The sequence below is a fragment of the Piscibacillus salipiscarius JCM 13188 genome, from assembly GCF_001311865.1.
Taxonomy (GTDB): Bacteria; Bacillota; Bacilli; order Bacillales; family Alkalibacillaceae; genus Piscibacillus; species Piscibacillus salipiscarius.
In genome coordinates this window covers 25,300-40,433 of the sequence record NZ_BBCD01000016.1, presented here as the reverse complement: position 1 = coordinate 40,433, position 15,134 = coordinate 25,300, and the positions used below count along the sequence as shown (strand labels likewise).

Genomic DNA, 15,134 nt, shown 5'->3' with positions numbered 1-15,134 from the left:
AATCGTCTGATTTCTTAAGCTGATCGATTAAATCTTGAACCGTTTCGTCAATCTCTGGTGAGTTTTTGTGCGTTTTTAATCCGTTTTTTGTTTAAAAAATAGGTTTTGAAAATCATTTTGACCCACCTATACCTTTATCATCATAATTCATAATTTTTCCTTATTTTCTTTTCCTATTCATGAGTTTGGCATTTGTAAAAACGGACAACCTATTCTTTTATACGTTCTGGAACAGAATGAATGGTGAAATTAGTTGGGTCTAATTGCTCGGTCACCTCATCCCAATACAAAGGTGTTGCAACCGATGCATGGCGAGTTGCACGCGGCGAATAGGGAGCGACAATTGTTTTTCCTGGAGCATGTTGTATATAGTCAACATAAAGCCGGTTACCTCGATTCTTTTTCAATCTTTCAATGGTATAATCATTTGGGTATTTTGTTACTAACACATTCGCAACAGCTTCCATAAATTCACGTGTTTCATCAAATGTCATACTTTCTGGTTCTAATGGAATATGAACTTGAAGCCCAGTTTTACCTGATGTTTTGGCAAATGTCTTGAAGCCTTTATGTTCACACATTTCTTTAATTAATTGCGCGGCTACTATCGCCAAAGAAAATTCATTTAAAGAGGGTGGGTCTAAGTCAAACACCATTTCATCTGGATAAGAAGAGTGTATGGTTTGAAATGCACGTGAAACTCCAATGCCGCATGATTACCGAACCATAATAAACTTTTAAATCCTGACATAATATATCTTCTTCATCTTCATCACCTGGTACAGTTTGTATATAATCTGGTGCATAATCAGGGAGATGCTTTTGATAAAATGAATGTTCGTCTATTCCGTCAGGATAGCGAATCATCGTTAAACGCTTATCTTGCAGGCGAGGTAATAAAATTGGTGCAACTTCACGTAAATATAGGACATAATCTCGCTTAGTAGTATGCGGGAATAACTCTTTATCAGGTTTGGATAATTCAATCTCTTTAGGAAGCTGTGCCAATCCTTCTCTTACTAAATCTTTGGTAACATCATCAGGTTCTAAATCAAATCGAAATTGATGAAAAAATGGTTCTCGTAATTCTCCGTCTTTTGCATCTAAACATTTTATATCGATACAAGCACTTGGGTGGACGGACCATAAAGAAGAGCTCGTTTGTTCCCCGTGCTCTTGAATAAATGTAATTAACGTTTTTTTATCTTTTTCCTTAAATCCATTTTTAACTTTTCCTAATGTATTGAACTGATCTTCATTGAAATAAGCTACTTCAAAATAATCATTATTCGCATTCCAATTTGTTATAGCGCCTTGAACCATGCGATAATTTTTGATTTTGACCCAATCATTTGTGCGTTTACCATTTGAGTATGGAGAAGAGGTTTTTTTTGCGACAATACCTTCCGCTTGGTGTAACTTAATAACGCCATGAATTTCGTCGTACTGATTAAATTGTTGAACTAAATTAAAGGGTCTTCTAAACGCAAAATTTTCAGTTTGTAAATGCTGGCTTATTTGTTCTAATTTTTTACGTCTGTCACGTAAAGATTGATTTGAAATGTCATGATTTTGATAATGAATAAGGTCAAAAGCCATAAATGTAGCTGGTCGATTCTGTTTAGCTTGGTTGATTTTTTTCTTAGTCTTTATACGACCTCGTTGTTGCACTAAATCAAAGATTGCCTGAAACTCTGTTCTTAAAATAACTATTTCACCATCGATAAATAGGGGCAGTAAATCTTCAATTTTATGCTGTTGTGACTTACACCACTCTACAACTTCAGGGAAATTTTCAGTTAAGTCCTTTTGGTTTCGGCTAATTAACTTTATATCTTCACTCGTCCAACTTAGTCCGCACCGAAAGCCGTCATACTTTGTCTCGAAAATCCAATTTTTCTTTAGTGGCGGTTCATCCACTAAAGTGGGAATCATAGGTTTCCACATAATGTCTCCTCCAAAACGTTTCCATTATTTTTAGTCAAAACTTGAATGATTATGACAAAGCAACAGACAATAAAGTTAAAGAGGTGATTCGTATGCATACCATGTGGAAAGGAACCATTAGTTTTGGTTTGGTTAATATTCCGGTTAAATTACATTCAGCAACTGAAAATAAAGATATTAAGCTTAGAAATCTTCATAAAGAATGTCAATCTCCTATAAAATATGAAAAAGTGTGCCCAGTCTGCGAAACGGAAGTCACAAATGACGATATTGTCAAAGGGTTTGAATATACCAAAAACAAGTTCGTGGTCCTTGAAGAAGAGGATTTACAATCATTGAAAGATGTAACCGAAGATAAATCAGTTGAGATAATGGACTTCGTTAAGCTAGAAGACATTGACCCTATTTATTTTGATCGGAGTTACTTTCTCTCGCCAAATGATGGGGGTGGAAAAGCATATGCCTTATTGCGCCAGGCTTTAAAAGACACAGGGAAAATTGGATTAGCGAAAATCACTATTCGTTCAAAAGAGCATTTAGCCGTTGTTAGAATTTATGAAAATACATTAGTAATGGAAACGATTCATTATCCTGATGAAGTAAGAGATTTTCAAGAAGTTCCGAATGTTCCAGAAGAAACTGATGTGGGAGAGAAAGAGCTAAAAACGGCAAAAATGTTAATAGACCAGTTAACAGCTGAATTTGAACCTGAAAAATATACAGATGAGTATCGAACAGCTTTAATGGAATTAATTGAGAAGAAGAAAGCAGGAGAAGAAATTACGACTGCAAAAGAACCAAAAGCTCCAGAGAATGTTGATGATTTAATGGCTGCATTAGAGAAATCATTAAATGAGTCTCAGAAAAGTAAAAAGAAAAGCACCACGAAAAATCTAAAACAACCACTTCTAAACAGAAAAAATCATCTTCATCTAAAAAGAAAGAAAAAGCTTCAAAATAAAAAATTTTGTGTAAAAAGAATCTGATCTATAATCAGGTTCTTTTTTTATTGTATTTCATAAAACCTTAGAGGGAGAAATGATTGAACATTAGTAGCTTCAATTGTCGCAAGTAACAGCAGCGATGGAGTGAGTGTCTTTAGAATTTGTTATGTATGCTGAACTTTCCTCACAATAGGGTCATATAGATAAGTACCCAGAGCGCGGGGAGGAGAAAAAATGTCTGAATCAAAACAAGATGCCATACAACTTCAACAAAATTGATTTATTTACAGTCTGAACTTAAAAAGAAACAAAAAGAATTGACGAAATTGAGCATTCTCATCATTATCTGTTAATTGAACAATTAAAAAAGAAAATCAGGAATTTAGAAAAACAAGAAGACTTAGGAGAACATCTAAGTTCATTAGAAATTAAACTTGAACATTATAAGCGTTTGTTAGATGTCGCTAATATAAAAGTAAATATGTATCAAAATGCTTTAGAGAAGCTCGAACACGATCACCAGCAATTGAAAGAGGAACTTATTGAACTTCAAGGATGTAACCAAAAGGAAGAAGATCTTAAATAAAAGGAATGCCATTTGCATGACGGCATTCCTTTTTAGATAATTTTAATGATGGGTTAACTCTTGCTTAGTAGATAGGAGATTTTTTGGACTTGACCACCTTTTAATACATACTGGATTTCATCATTATTTGCTAAAGAATAAATATCATCTAGTGGTTTCCCTTTTGTGATGACCACATCGGCTAATTTACCTTCTTCAAGTGTGCCGACTTGATCACTCCAACCAAGACATTCTGATGCTGTTTTAGTTGTTGCAACAATAGCATCCATTGGTGTCATACCGGCATCAACCATTAAGCCTAATTCACGTAGGTTAGTTCCGTGTTTCATAACACCCGCATCAGTTCCCATCGCTATTTTAACTCCTGCTTGATAAGCCTTGGTGAAACTAGCACGATGCTGTTCGATGACCTCTTTTGATTTTTCAACAGCCGATTGAGGCATACCTTTTTCATCAGCAGTTTCTAAAACTGATACTGGAGCTAGTAATGTTGGAACTAAATAAGTGCCATTTTCAAGCATTAATTCGATGGCTTCATCATCAATAAAAATACCATGCTCAATAGAATGAATGCCTGCCCGAACAGCATTTTTAATACCTTCAGATCCCTGGGCATGAGCCATGACTTTAACACCTTTGCGGAAACGACCTTCTTCAACGATTGCTTTTAATTCTTCTAAAGAGAACTGAGTAAACTCTGGGTGATCAGTTGGGCTTAATACGCCGCCTGTTGCATGGACTTTAATAACTTCTGCACCGGCACGCAACATTTCGCGAGTCTTCTTTCTTACCTCTGCAACACCATCACATCGTCCATCTGGCATCCCGCGATGACCAGAAGGGAGAAGGTCAAGCACATCTCCGTTTAATTGTGTACCATCACCGTGACCACCAGTTATGGTTAATGCATTAATGCTAAGCTGCATTCTAGGCCCTTTGATCAAACCTTCTTCAATAGCTTTTTTAACTCCTAAATCAGTACCTAAAGCATCTCTAACTGAAGTAACACCAGCATTTAAGGTATTTTCAAGGTACTTCTGCGCTTCAAAATACATATATGAAAATGGCTTCGTTAAACGTTCTGATAAAGGTGTATATTCCATCATCATATGAACATGCGTATCAATAAAACCTGGTAAAATCGTGCCACCTTGAGCATCAACAACATTTTTCTTCTCCAGTTGCTTCATAACTGTCTTCAGGTCCTACGTAAAGGATTTTTTGATCTTGGGTGACGACGACCTGATCTAATTTGGCTCACCGCCATTTCCATCAACTAATAATCCATTTTTGAATAATGTTTTACCCATTTAAATTCCTCCTTATAGAGTTTGAATTAAAATTCCTGCAATGATTACGGACGCCACCGTAACGGTCGTAAATCCGCCAATCAACATCGGTGTTAAAAGCTCATCAAAGATCATCTTCTCTTCCTTCTCATTACGTGCTGTACTTCTACTTACTTCTTCACATAGGATATAATCTCCTGGAAATCCAAATAAGGCTGTTAAAGCAACAGGCATCCCTTTTAATGGGTCCCATTTGACCAATTTAGAACCGACGAAACCACCAAGAGCAATTCCGAAAGTGCCTAACAGTAGAATAGATAAAATAGCTGGTAAGTTATCAATGACCTGCCCAGGTGATACATCAGCCATGGTTCCAATGACGACAAAATAATCCCAATCATCGTCAATGTGAATGAATTAGCACGGTTAAGAGATTCGCTTTCCAGAATCCCAAACTTAACGGACACAATCCCAAGTCCTAAACACCATAAGCTGTAATGAATCCCGGTGACTTCTCCTAAGATGACACCGACAGCACCTACTACAAACACTAAAAATAGTTTAATGGTAGTGCTCGATTTTAATGGTCCTTGTTTTTTAGCCCCTGAAATGGATTCCCCAATTGTTGCTCCTTTCATTGGACTGAAGGTGCCATTATCAATACCTTCAACAATTTTTTTGGCATATCGTCTCATAAAGTTTAACGCCAGTGGCATCCCCAACACACCTTGAAAAGCAACAATTAATGCTGGGATCACAACTAATGCAGAAAGTCCGATTTCCGTTAGTTTTTCTTGTGTAATTAGTAAGGCGACTACACCACCACTAATTGGTCCGATCCCGGCAACAGCTGTCTCATAACTAAATACAAAAGTAATAATTGATAGGACTAGAACCCCGGAAACAACGAGTCCACTGAGTGCAATCAAGACGGCTTTATATTGACTTCTTAATATAGAAAGTGGAATTAAAGTTCCCATATGCACAATGGCTGGCCCAATTAAGATTGAACCTAAAACGGCAAATTGTGAGCGGTCCATGATGTCTTCCGGAAAAATGCCGGTCCATGACAGGATTAGGAAGCTCACCATCGCTGTTAATAACATTGGAATTCTTGCTCGAGTGATGATTGATACCCATTCACCAAAAGCAATTAGTGAAAATATGAGTACAGTTGCAATTAGTGGATTATTTAGTAATTCTGACATTCCTAATCCCTCCTCATAAAATTTAATATTCACTATAGCACCGCGTAAAAGGGTTGTAAATAACTAATTTCTGACTATTTATACAAATCTAAATAGTGGTTATACTTTGTGTGAAAATGCTTAACGTATTGATATTTACCTAAAGGAAACGATTTCAAAAACAGCCTAATAAAGCGCTTTCAAGGTTCTAAAAATTTTTAATACCCGTTATCGTATAAAGCACAAAATGTGAGACAAATTAAGTTTGATATGAAAATAAAAAAGGGGTTTTTATATGTCACACCAAGAAATGAAGCCTGAAGAAGTTAAAAAAAGAACTCGAAGATCATAAAGAATTGAGTATTATTGACGTCCGGGAAGATGATGAGGTCGCACAAGGGAAAATTCCAGGCGCTCAACATATACCACTTGGGGAGTTACCTGACCGACTTAGTGAAATCGATGAGAACAAAGAACATATAATGGTGTGCCGATCAGGCGGAAGAAGTGGTAAAGCAACGGATTTTTTAAAAAGTAAAGGGTATAAGGTCAAAAACATGCCTGGTGGGATGCTCGAATGGGAAGGTAAAGTTGAACGTTAAGGAGGTGAAGTGAATGGAGGTTAATGTAAACCGAGTTTTAGATGCAAAGGGACTCGCATGTCCTATGCCAATTGTGAAAACTAAAAAAGAATTTAATCAGTTAGAACCTGGACAAGTTATGGAAGTGCAGGCAACAGATCAAGGTTCTACTGCGGATATTAAAGCTTGGGCTGAAAGTACTGGCCATCATTATCTTGGAACTAAAGAAGATGGAGATATACTTAAACATTATTTACGAAAAGCTAGTGAAGAAGACACATCAGAAACAAAACATGGAGATGTAATGGACTTAAAAGATTTAAGAGAAATGATAGATGGTGATGAGACGATTACAATTCTAGATGTTCGGGAACCAGCCGAGTATGCATTTGGACATATTCCAGGGTCTATTAATATTCCTTTAGGTGAATTGGAAGAACGTTTTTAATGAACTAAATGAAGAGGATGATTTGCATGTTATTTGTCGCACAGGTAATAGAAGTGACCTTGCAGCTCAAAAGTTAGCAACAAAAGGTTATAAGAATGTGAAAAATGTAGTACCAGGTATGAATGAGTGGGATGGACCTGTAGATCAAAATCATTAAAAAGGAGATTTTCATTATGAAAGTAGCGATTATTGCCGCAAATGGCGGGATGTTTGATGCTTATAAAGTGTTTAATATAGCAACAGCTGCAGCTGCAACTGATGCAGAAGTTGGGATATTCTTTACATTTGAAGGGTTAAATCTGATACACAAAGATGCCCATAAACAATTACCTTTACCTCAAGGAAAAGAACACTTTCAAGAAGGGTTTAAGAAAGCAAATGTACCTCCAGTAGAGGAGTTATTAAGTATGGCAAAAGATTTAAACGTCAAAATGATTGGCTGTCAAATGACAATGGATGTGATGAGTTAGATAAGGATCAGTTCGTTGAAGGGATCGAAGTCGGTGGTGCAGCAATGTTCTTAAGCTTTGCTGAGGATGCAAATGTGACATTAACATTCTAAAGGAGGGATCCTAATGTCAGATGTTAAACATATTTCTGTAAAAGAATTGACGAGTAAAATTTTAATGGTGAACATTTGTTTATTTTAGATGTTCGAAATACGGATGATTTTGATGACTGGAAGGTTGAAGGTGATAATGTTGAAATTCATAACCAACCTTATTTTGATTTAATGGATGGTGTTGAGCCAGTAGAAGAGAAGCTTCCAAAAGATCAACCGATTTATGTCATTTGTGCTAAAGGTGGTTCATCCCAAATGGTAGCTGAGCAAATTGCTGAGGCTGGCTATGACAATGTATATTCTATTGAAGGTGGCATGAAAGCGTACAGTGAGCACTTAGAACCGATCGAAATTGGTAAAGTGTCAGGTGGGACGATTTACCAATTTGTTCGAATAGGTAAAGGTTGTTTATCTTATTTAATCGAATCAAATGGTGAAGCTGCAATTATTGATGCTAATCGAATGACGAATCAATATGATGAATTTATAAAAGAACACAGCTTTTCAATAAAATCGGTTCTCGATACCCACTTGCATGCGGACCATATTTCAGGTGGAAGAGATTTAGCGAACAAACATGAGGCAACTTATTATTTACCACTCAAAGATGCAACCGATGTTCAATTTGATTATCAGCCAGTAGAGGATGGTGATGAAATCAAAGTTGGTGATACGACCATTAAAGCTTTTTACTCGCCAGGGCATACTATTGGAAGCACGTCTTATATCATTGATGAGCAGTATCTATTAACGGGTGATATTCTATTCATTGACTCAATTGGACGACCTGACTTAGCTGGAAAAGCGGAGGATTGGGTTGCAGATTTAAGAGAGACGTTATATAAGAGATACAAAAAAATTGCCTGAGGAGTTAATAGTATTACCGGCACATTATATGAGTATAAAAGAAATGAATCAAGATGGTAGTATATCAGAGAAGTTAGGTAAGTTATATAAAGAAAACCATGGCTTAAATATAGAAAGTGAAGAAGAATTCAGGTCTGCTGTAACAGATAACTTACCACCACAGCCAAACTCGTATAATGATATTCGTCAAACAAACATGGGTCAAAAGAAACCAGAGGATGAAGAACAACGTGAAATGGAAATTGGACCAAACCGTTGCGCAATCAGATAATTAATCAGGTATGACCAGCTATAAACAATGGCTGGTCAGTTTTATATATACATGGATTTCCTTATAAATTAAAAATTTTCCCCATAAATTTAACTAGTATCAAAAGGAAAAACTGGAAACAAGTCTAGATTTTAACTTCTAAACTAAAACAGACACCAATATAATTAAACAAATTCAGAAAAGGATGGTGTCTATGGCTAATCTAAATGAACAGTCGAAAGTTTATTTAGAAATGTTTGAGGAAATGCCCGACCTGTCATTAATGGAAACAGAAGAAGTAAGGTCATTATTTAGACAAATACCAGTAGTCAGTCAAGGGTTTGAAGATGTACATGAAGTTGAAGATCGTCATTTTAAAGCAAGTGACGATTATGAGGTTCCAATTAGAGTATATAAACCTGAAGGAGAGGGCCCATTTCCAGTATTTATTTACTATCACGGAGGTGGTTGGGTCTTAGGTGATTTAGATTTAGTCGATGCCACATGCCGAATTTTGACTAATCAAACCAAGCGAATTGTTGTGTCAGTCGATTACCGATTATCTCCTGAATATAAATATCCAACACCATTAGAGGACTGTTATTCTGCTTTAGAGTGGGTCTATGCAAATCCAATTGAAATAGATGGTGATGTTACTAATATAACTGTAGGTGGAGATAGTGCGGGTGGAAATTTAGCTACAGGAGTTGCAATGCTGGCAAAAGACCGAGAAGGGCCGCCTGTTAAAGCTCAAGTGCTAGTCTATCCAATAACGAATTTAAGCTATGACACTTCATCATATGAGGAATTTTCTAATGGTTACGGGTTAGACCGAACGTTAATGCAGTGGTTTGGAGATCATTATGTAAGAGATGAAGAGGATTATTATAACCCATACATAGCCCCGCTAACGTGTGAAGATTTGAGCGGCTTACCTCCGGCTATTGTTATTGTAGCTGAGAATGATGTTTTACGTGATGAAGGATTAGCATACGCTAGAAGGCTTAAAGAAGCTGGTGTCAAAATGGATGCAAAGCTTGAATTAGGAATGGTTCACGGATACTTTACGAATGTGATCATTTTTGAAGAACGAATTCGAAAGACAGTTAGGAAAATTAGTCACTTTCTCGCCGAAGTCAATGATCAAGTCGTTGAGCGATAAGTTGATGCCTGGCTCTTGTAGCTGGGCTATTTTTTAGGGTTTGAAGTTATGTATATTCTCTGATATTGTAACCTTCCTACCTAAATCTACGAAAAGTCAACGTTTGCTTATAAACTTCACCGTGTTTCCAATAAAAACAATTTGTTACTTCAAATTTGTTCATATTTTTAGTCAAAAGTGATATAATACGAACAAAACGTTCTTGTTGGAGGTTTATTTATGGAACGCATACTTCAGCGTGCACTTGAACAAAAACAGCAACTTGAGATGATTTATTTAGATCAAAATGGAGATTACAGTCAGCGAATTGTTCGGGTCGTGAAAATTTATGAAGATGATTTTTTGGCCTTTTGTTTTACTAAGCAAGGCGTTAGACGATTTAAAAAGATACACGTCTTATCAATTTTACCATATAAAAAGGGAAAACGATTCAAAGCATAGAAAAGCATAACTGAGAGGTTGATTAACCTAGGAGGTGCTTTTAATGAGCTTTGATAATATAACAGATGTTCCAGGTGTGAAAGTGGGACATGTTGAAGATCCAAAAGCGTTAACAGGGTGTTCTGTTATTATAACCGAAGAGGGTGCTGTCTGCGGGGTAGATGTACGAGGTGCTGCCCCAGGAACTAGAGAAACGGACCTGCTCGACCCTGTTAACATGGTGAATAAAGTGCACGGAATTTGTTTATCAGGAGGAAGTGCATTTGGGTTAGATGCATCAAGTGGTGTGATGAGATATTTAGAAGAACAGGGCATAGGGCTTGATGTCAGTGTGGCTAAGGTACCAATTGTACCTTCAGCAATATTATTTGATCTAGCGGTAGGAGATGCTAGTGTGCGCCCAGATGCAGACATGGGGGTATGTAGCTGCGAAAAAGCAGCACGTGGTATTTTTAAACAAGGCAATGTAGGGGCTGGATGCGGAGCAACGGTTGGTAAAATTATGGGTTTTGAACAATGCATGAAAGGCGGCCTTGGAAGCGCAGCAATAACATTGGATAATGGATTAACGGTGGGAGCTATGGTCGCCGTAAACTCATTAGGAGAGGTACGTGACCCCAAAACTGGTGAATGTTTAGCTAGCGCGATTCACCCTGAAACTGGCGAACTAGTTGATAGTGAAGAATTTATGTTAAGTCAGGTTGAGTCATTTGGCCGAGTTGGTCAGAATACAACTATAGGAGCCATTGCGGTTAATGCAAAACTGACTAAATCAGAAGCTACCAAAGTATCACAAATAGCTCATAATGCGATTGGCAGGACCATTTATCCTGCCCATACGATGTTTGATGGCGATACCATTTTTACATTAGCCAATGGCGACAGGCAATTTTCATTAGATGTGATTGGAAGTTTAGCTACCCAAGTATTAGAAAAAGCGATTATTAGAGCAATCAAAGAAGCTGAATCCATTAATGGAATAAAAGCATATGAATAAATGGCCATACCTGCATAATTTTCCCAAAGGCTGTACAAACTAAGCCTTGGAAAATGGAGGTGAGGCCAATGGCAAGAATAGCAGTAGAAGAGACTTTATCTGATGTAAAAGCATTATTAGAGCAGAGTGGTCATGATGTTGTCACTCTAGAAGGTGATAATGCTGCGGGCTGTGATTGTAGCTGTGTGTCAGGACAAAATCAGAATGTCATGGGAATGAGTGAAGCAACATCCGATGCATCTATCGTTAATTGTGATGGAATGACCGCACAAGAGGTAGTAGAAGAAGTAAACGAGCGATTGCAAAAACGATCATAATTTAAATCCCCCTTACATTGGTGAGGGGATTTAATATTTCTAATTATAAGGTTATAAGTATATGTTATTCTAGTGTCAGACTAATATAAAGGAGCTTCAATTGTGAAGATTAACATTTTGTATGAAGATAACCATCTACTATTTGTCGAAAAGCCCGTCAATGTGCCTGTTCAAGCAGATCAGTCAAAGGATCGCGACCTACTAACCATCCTTAAAGATTTTATTAAAGAACGCGATCAAAAACCTGGCAATGTATACTTAGGCTTAGTTCACAGGCTTGACCGACCAGTTGGAGGAGTGATGGTGTTTGCTAAAACATCCAAAGCCGCATCACGATTATCCGACCAAATTAGGCGTAATGTTTTTGATAAACAGTATTTAACGGTAGTTCGTGGTACACCGGCAGAACATGAGGGTCAATTAAAAGACTTTTTATTAAAAGACCAAAAGGAAAACAAAGTTCATGTGTCTTCATCAAAAAATAAAAAAGCAAAAAAAGCATTATTAAATTATAAATTACTCGGTACGAAAAAAGGTTTATCCTTACTCGAGATTAACTTACATACTGGAAGGCCCCATCAGATTCGCGTTCAACTATCGTCTCGGCGATGGCCTATTTATGGAGATCAAAAATATGGTTCAAAGGTAAATAAACCAGGCCAACAGATTGCGCTTTGGTCGCATGTGTTAACCATTGAACATCCTACCAAAAAGAAGCTGTTCGAGTCTCATCGAACCCGCCTATGGACTTTCCGTGGCATTTGTGGAGCGACCATTTTTAAAGATGGTCTACCCACTGTCTAACAGATTGAATGAGTTCATGGAATAAATCCCCATCTAACATAATGATGAGTAATATAATGACTGTGCTCATTAAGATTAATTTTTCAGAAAGTCCACCAGTTTTATATGTTAATAGAGAACTGGGCGTAAAAGGCTTTTTAATAACTGGATAAAAAATTGGAACACCTCGGTTTGAAAAAAAGTCGCCTAAAATATGTCCTGCATAACCAACTGATAGTCCATAAGTAAAGTGTGAAGGATGATACAAACATAATATGGTAACTAAAATCCAGCAAAAAACTGAATGAGTGAAACCACGATGTCCGAATAACATCTGGATGATATAAGAGACTCCTAAAGATCGCCTGCCGATAAAGGAGTCTTTTTTATCTAAATCAGGGAGCACGCTTCCTAAAATCGTACCAAAAACATAACCAGCTGAAAATGGAATGGCTATGTATGTTGAAATGCTAGCCGCGATGGTTACTGAAGTTATAATATGTGTTTTTACTTCCAAGATTATTCCCCTATTTCTAGTTGTTTGAACAGTAGTGTTGTATGAAATAGTTTACCATAAAGCTCGTCAAACTAAATCAAACAATAGAACTATATTAATAACTAAAAATTCTGAAATTATATTGACAGAGTCATGAGTTAGACTTAACATAATTTTTAAAGTGGTAGCTAAATTTCAGGGTCTAGAAAGGAGGGAGAATATGATATCATTTAACTTTTCAAACACGACTAAAATATTATTCGGCTCAGGTAAATTGAATAATTTTCTGTTAAAGGAAGTTAAGAAATCCAGTTCGTCACGTGTGTTTCTAGCAACTGATCCTGGACTTGTTGAAGCGGGTCTAATTGAAAGCGTTACCAATTTGATTGAAGATCATGGCCTTAAAGTTCACGTATATTCGGATGTTAAAGCTAACCCTTCCTCCGATTCAATTATGAAGGGAGCTAGTGTGTTTAAAGAAAATAATTGTGATCTACTCCTGGCTATTGGTGGTGGTAGTCCAATAGATTTTGCGAAAGCAGTAGGAGTTGTTGCGAGTCATCAAGATCATGTATTAAATTACGTTCATGGCGGAGACCCTATTGAACAGAAACTACCATTATGATTTGTGTTCCGACTACTGCTGGAACGGGGTCAGAGGTGACTTCAGTAGCTGTTGTGACTGATGAACAACAAGAGCGAAAAATGGTTTTAGCCTCACCACTCATTGGACCTGATGTTGCAATCGTAGACCCAATTCTAACAGCATCTTTACCACGTCATATGGTAGCTGCTACTGGAATGGATGCATTTGTACATGCACTAGAGTCTTATACGTCCATAAATGCTAACCCCTTCACAGATAGCCTTGCCCTTCAATCTATGAAAATGTTAAAAGAACACCTACCTGCAAGTTATGCTCATTCATTTAATCACGAGTCTAAGGAACAAGTTCATATAGCTAGTACAATGGCAGGAGTAGCCTTTAATGCTGCTGGTTTAGGGCTAGTTCATGCCTGTTCACACCCTATGACAGCTTTATATAAAGTACCACATGGACTGGCCAATGCGATTATCTTGCCAAAAGTAATCGATTATAACTTAATTGCAAATAAGAGTAAGTATGCTGACATTGCAAGAATTCTAAAACCCGAATTAATTAGTTGTGATGATGATTCAGCTGCTAGTTTTCTAGTTGAAGCTTTAGAAGAATTTAATAAACAATTAGATATTCCGAGAGATTTTAGCTATATAGAAGGTGTGATGCCAGGTGATATAGACAAACTTGTACATGATGCATTGCACGATCAACTGACGATTCCACTTAATCCGAGAAAGGTGAATTCTCATGATGTTAAACAAATTTATCAAAAACTTTTACCACAGTTGAACACTGATTCTGTTGCCTATTCAAACTAATGAAGGTCAAAGTTGTACTTTTAGAAAAGTTGTAAATTTCAGATTTCTTATCATATAATAGATTTGTAAAATACTACTAGGAGGGATATGAGAATGGGTAGATTCGATGGAAAAGTCGCCTTAGTGACTGGTGGCAGCCGCGGAATTGGAAAAGGTGTTGCTGAAAAATTCCTAGAAGAAGGTGCTAAAGTCGGTATCATCGATGTAAATGAAGAAGCTTTAGCTGAAGCAGAAAGCGATTTTTCGAGTAAAGGCTTTGAAGTATTCACTAAAGTGGCGAGTGTAACAGAAATCGATCAAGTCGAACAAGCGGTTGAAGAATTAGTGAATCAATTTGGGAGCGTTGACATTTTAGTTAATAACGCTGGTGTCATTCGAGATAACCTGCTTTTTAAAATGAGTAGTGATGACTGGAATATGGTGATGGACGTTCATTTTAAAGGTGCGTTTAACTGCTCTAAAGTCGTTCAGAAGTATATGGTTGAACAAAAATACGGAAGGATCATCAACATATCATCCACCTCTGCTTTAGGAAATAGAGGACAGGCCAACTATTCAACAGCAAAAGCTGGTTTACAAGGGTTTACAAAAACGTTAGCCATTGAGCTTGGTAAATATGGCATTACAGCAAACGCAGTTGCTCCAGGATTTATTGAAACAGATATGACCAAAGCGACGGCAGAACGTATCGGCATTACCTTTGAGCAATTAGTGGAACATAGCGTCAGTCAAATTCCTGTTGGAAGAAGCGGAAAGCCTGAGGATATAGCGAACGCCGCTTTGTTTTATGCAGATGAAGCATCTTCATTTGTAAGTGGTCAAGTTATTTACGTTGCTGGTGGACCAAAAGATTAATCG

At 37.1% G+C, this 15,134-nt stretch carries 14 protein-coding genes and 5 pseudogenes; 14 read left to right on the top strand and 5 right to left on the bottom strand.

The window, feature by feature from the left end; all coding sequences use genetic code 11:
- Positions 1–209: 209 nt before the first annotated feature.
- Positions 210–656, bottom strand: coding sequence for a non-homologous end-joining DNA ligase LigD (ligD, locus tag JCM13188_RS19130; RefSeq protein ID WP_369404973.1), 447 nt, complete (start codon positions 654–656; stop codon positions 210–212).
- A gap of 1 nt (position 657) precedes the next feature.
- Positions 658–1,947: a non-homologous end-joining DNA ligase gene (ligD, locus tag JCM13188_RS11535; RefSeq protein ID WP_279401762.1), complete on the bottom strand. Its 1,290-nt coding sequence runs from the start codon at positions 1,945–1,947 to the stop codon at positions 658–660.
- Positions 1,948–2,039: 92 nt separating this feature from the next.
- Here ligD (JCM13188_RS11535) and ku point away from each other — a divergent pair.
- Positions 2,040–2,908 (top strand): annotated as a pseudogene (gene ku, locus JCM13188_RS11530) (non-homologous end joining protein Ku).
- Positions 2,909–3,342: 434 nt separating this feature from the next.
- On the top strand, positions 3,343–3,477 hold the full coding sequence (locus tag JCM13188_RS19125) for a hypothetical protein (RefSeq protein ID WP_279401760.1): 135 nt from the start codon (positions 3,343–3,345) through the stop codon (positions 3,475–3,477).
- A gap of 53 nt (positions 3,478–3,530) precedes the next feature.
- Here JCM13188_RS19125 and JCM13188_RS11525 read toward each other — a convergent pair whose 3' ends face one another.
- Together JCM13188_RS11525 and JCM13188_RS11520 are read right to left on the bottom strand one after the other, a co-directional pair.
- Positions 3,531–4,667: a metal-dependent hydrolase family protein gene (locus tag JCM13188_RS11525; RefSeq protein ID WP_279401759.1), complete on the bottom strand. Its 1,137-nt coding sequence runs from the start codon at positions 4,665–4,667 to the stop codon at positions 3,531–3,533.
- A gap of 132 nt (positions 4,668–4,799) precedes the next feature.
- A pseudogene (locus JCM13188_RS11520) lies at positions 4,800–5,974 on the bottom strand (hypothetical protein).
- A gap of 335 nt (positions 5,975–6,309) precedes the next feature.
- Here JCM13188_RS11520 and JCM13188_RS11515 point away from each other — a divergent pair.
- The 9 genes and pseudogenes from JCM13188_RS11515 (at position 6,310) to JCM13188_RS11475 (ending at position 12,382) form a co-directional block, all read left to right on the top strand.
- Positions 6,310–6,555: a rhodanese-like domain-containing protein gene (locus JCM13188_RS11515; RefSeq protein WP_439646634.1), complete on the top strand. Its 246-nt coding sequence runs from the start codon at positions 6,310–6,312 to the stop codon at positions 6,553–6,555.
- 13 nt (positions 6,556–6,568) lie between these two features.
- Positions 6,569–7,139, top strand: a pseudogene (locus JCM13188_RS11510) (sulfurtransferase TusA family protein).
- Between the two features lie 16 nt (positions 7,140–7,155).
- A pseudogene (locus JCM13188_RS11505) lies at positions 7,156–7,544 on the top strand (DsrE/DsrF/DrsH-like family protein).
- Positions 7,545–7,557: 13 nt separating this feature from the next.
- Positions 7,558–8,682: pseudogene (locus JCM13188_RS11500) on the top strand (MBL fold metallo-hydrolase).
- 193 nt (positions 8,683–8,875) lie between these two features.
- The gene (lipP1, locus tag JCM13188_RS11495) at positions 8,876–9,823 is read left to right on the top strand and encodes a LipP1 family hormone-sensitive lipase (RefSeq protein WP_054754211.1); all 948 of its coding nucleotides are present in this window, start codon (positions 8,876–8,878) and stop codon (positions 9,821–9,823) included.
- A 219-nt stretch (positions 9,824–10,042) separates the two neighbouring features.
- Entirely contained in the window at positions 10,043–10,264 is a 222-nt protein-coding gene (locus tag JCM13188_RS11490; RefSeq protein WP_054754209.1) for a hypothetical protein, read from the top strand.
- A 43-nt stretch (positions 10,265–10,307) separates the two neighbouring features.
- Positions 10,308–11,261, top strand: coding sequence for a P1 family peptidase (locus JCM13188_RS11485; RefSeq protein ID WP_054754207.1), 954 nt, complete (start codon positions 10,308–10,310; stop codon positions 11,259–11,261).
- Positions 11,262–11,329: 68 nt separating this feature from the next.
- Positions 11,330–11,578, top strand: a complete 249-nt coding sequence (locus JCM13188_RS11480) for a YkuS family protein (protein WP_054754205.1) — start codon at positions 11,330–11,332, stop codon at positions 11,576–11,578.
- 102 nt (positions 11,579–11,680) lie between these two features.
- On the top strand, positions 11,681–12,382 hold the full coding sequence (locus tag JCM13188_RS11475; protein WP_054754203.1) for an RluA family pseudouridine synthase: 702 nt from the start codon (positions 11,681–11,683) through the stop codon (positions 12,380–12,382).
- On the opposite strand, the gene JCM13188_RS11470 is transcribed toward JCM13188_RS11475, so the two are convergent.
- Positions 12,357–12,878, bottom strand: a complete 522-nt coding sequence (locus JCM13188_RS11470) for a metal-dependent hydrolase (RefSeq protein ID WP_054754201.1) — start codon at positions 12,876–12,878, stop codon at positions 12,357–12,359. The genes JCM13188_RS11475 and JCM13188_RS11470 overlap by 26 nt on opposite strands.
- Before the next feature lie 199 nt (positions 12,879–13,077).
- On the opposite strand from JCM13188_RS11470, the gene JCM13188_RS11465 reads away from it, so the two are divergent.
- The 3 genes from JCM13188_RS11465 to JCM13188_RS11455 all read left to right on the top strand — a co-directional run bounded on the left by JCM13188_RS11465 (position 13,078) and on the right by JCM13188_RS11455 (position 15,131).
- On the top strand, positions 13,078–13,482 hold the full coding sequence (locus JCM13188_RS11465) for an iron-containing alcohol dehydrogenase (RefSeq protein WP_054754199.1): 405 nt from the start codon (positions 13,078–13,080) through the stop codon (positions 13,480–13,482).
- Entirely contained in the window at positions 13,479–14,276 is a 798-nt protein-coding gene (locus JCM13188_RS11460; RefSeq protein ID WP_054754197.1) for an iron-containing alcohol dehydrogenase family protein, read from the top strand. The genes JCM13188_RS11465 and JCM13188_RS11460 overlap by 4 nt, the downstream gene beginning before the upstream one ends.
- Positions 14,277–14,369: 93 nt before the next feature.
- Positions 14,370–15,131: an SDR family NAD(P)-dependent oxidoreductase gene (locus JCM13188_RS11455; protein WP_054754195.1), complete on the top strand. Its 762-nt coding sequence runs from the start codon at positions 14,370–14,372 to the stop codon at positions 15,129–15,131.
- Positions 15,132–15,134: the final 3 nt, after the last annotated feature.

Excerpts from the sequence above, each read along its gene's own strand:
- JCM13188_RS11525 (WP_279401759.1), bottom strand. The coding sequence starts at position 4,667 with ATGAAGCAACTGGAGAAGAAAAATGTTGTTGATGCTCAAGGTGGCACG.
- ligD (WP_279401762.1), bottom strand. The coding sequence starts at position 1,947 with ATGTGGAAACCTATGATTCCCACTTTAGTGGATGAACCGCCACTAAAG.
- JCM13188_RS11455 (WP_054754195.1), top strand. The coding sequence starts at position 14,370 with ATGGGTAGATTCGATGGAAAAGTCGCCTTAGTGACTGGTGGCAGCCGC.
- JCM13188_RS11465 (WP_054754199.1), top strand. The coding sequence starts at position 13,078 with ATGATATCATTTAACTTTTCAAACACGACTAAAATATTATTCGGCTCA.
- JCM13188_RS11485 (WP_054754207.1), top strand. The coding sequence starts at position 10,308 with ATGAGCTTTGATAATATAACAGATGTTCCAGGTGTGAAAGTGGGACAT.
- JCM13188_RS11460 (WP_054754197.1), top strand. The coding sequence starts at position 13,479 with ATGATTTGTGTTCCGACTACTGCTGGAACGGGGTCAGAGGTGACTTCA.
- ligD (WP_369404973.1), bottom strand. The coding sequence starts at position 656 with ATGGTGTTTGACTTAGACCCACCCTCTTTAAATGAATTTTCTTTGGCG.
- JCM13188_RS11480 (WP_054754205.1), top strand. The coding sequence starts at position 11,330 with ATGGCAAGAATAGCAGTAGAAGAGACTTTATCTGATGTAAAAGCATTA.
- lipP1 (WP_054754211.1), top strand. The coding sequence starts at position 8,876 with ATGGCTAATCTAAATGAACAGTCGAAAGTTTATTTAGAAATGTTTGAG.
- JCM13188_RS11490 (WP_054754209.1), top strand. The coding sequence starts at position 10,043 with ATGGAACGCATACTTCAGCGTGCACTTGAACAAAAACAGCAACTTGAG.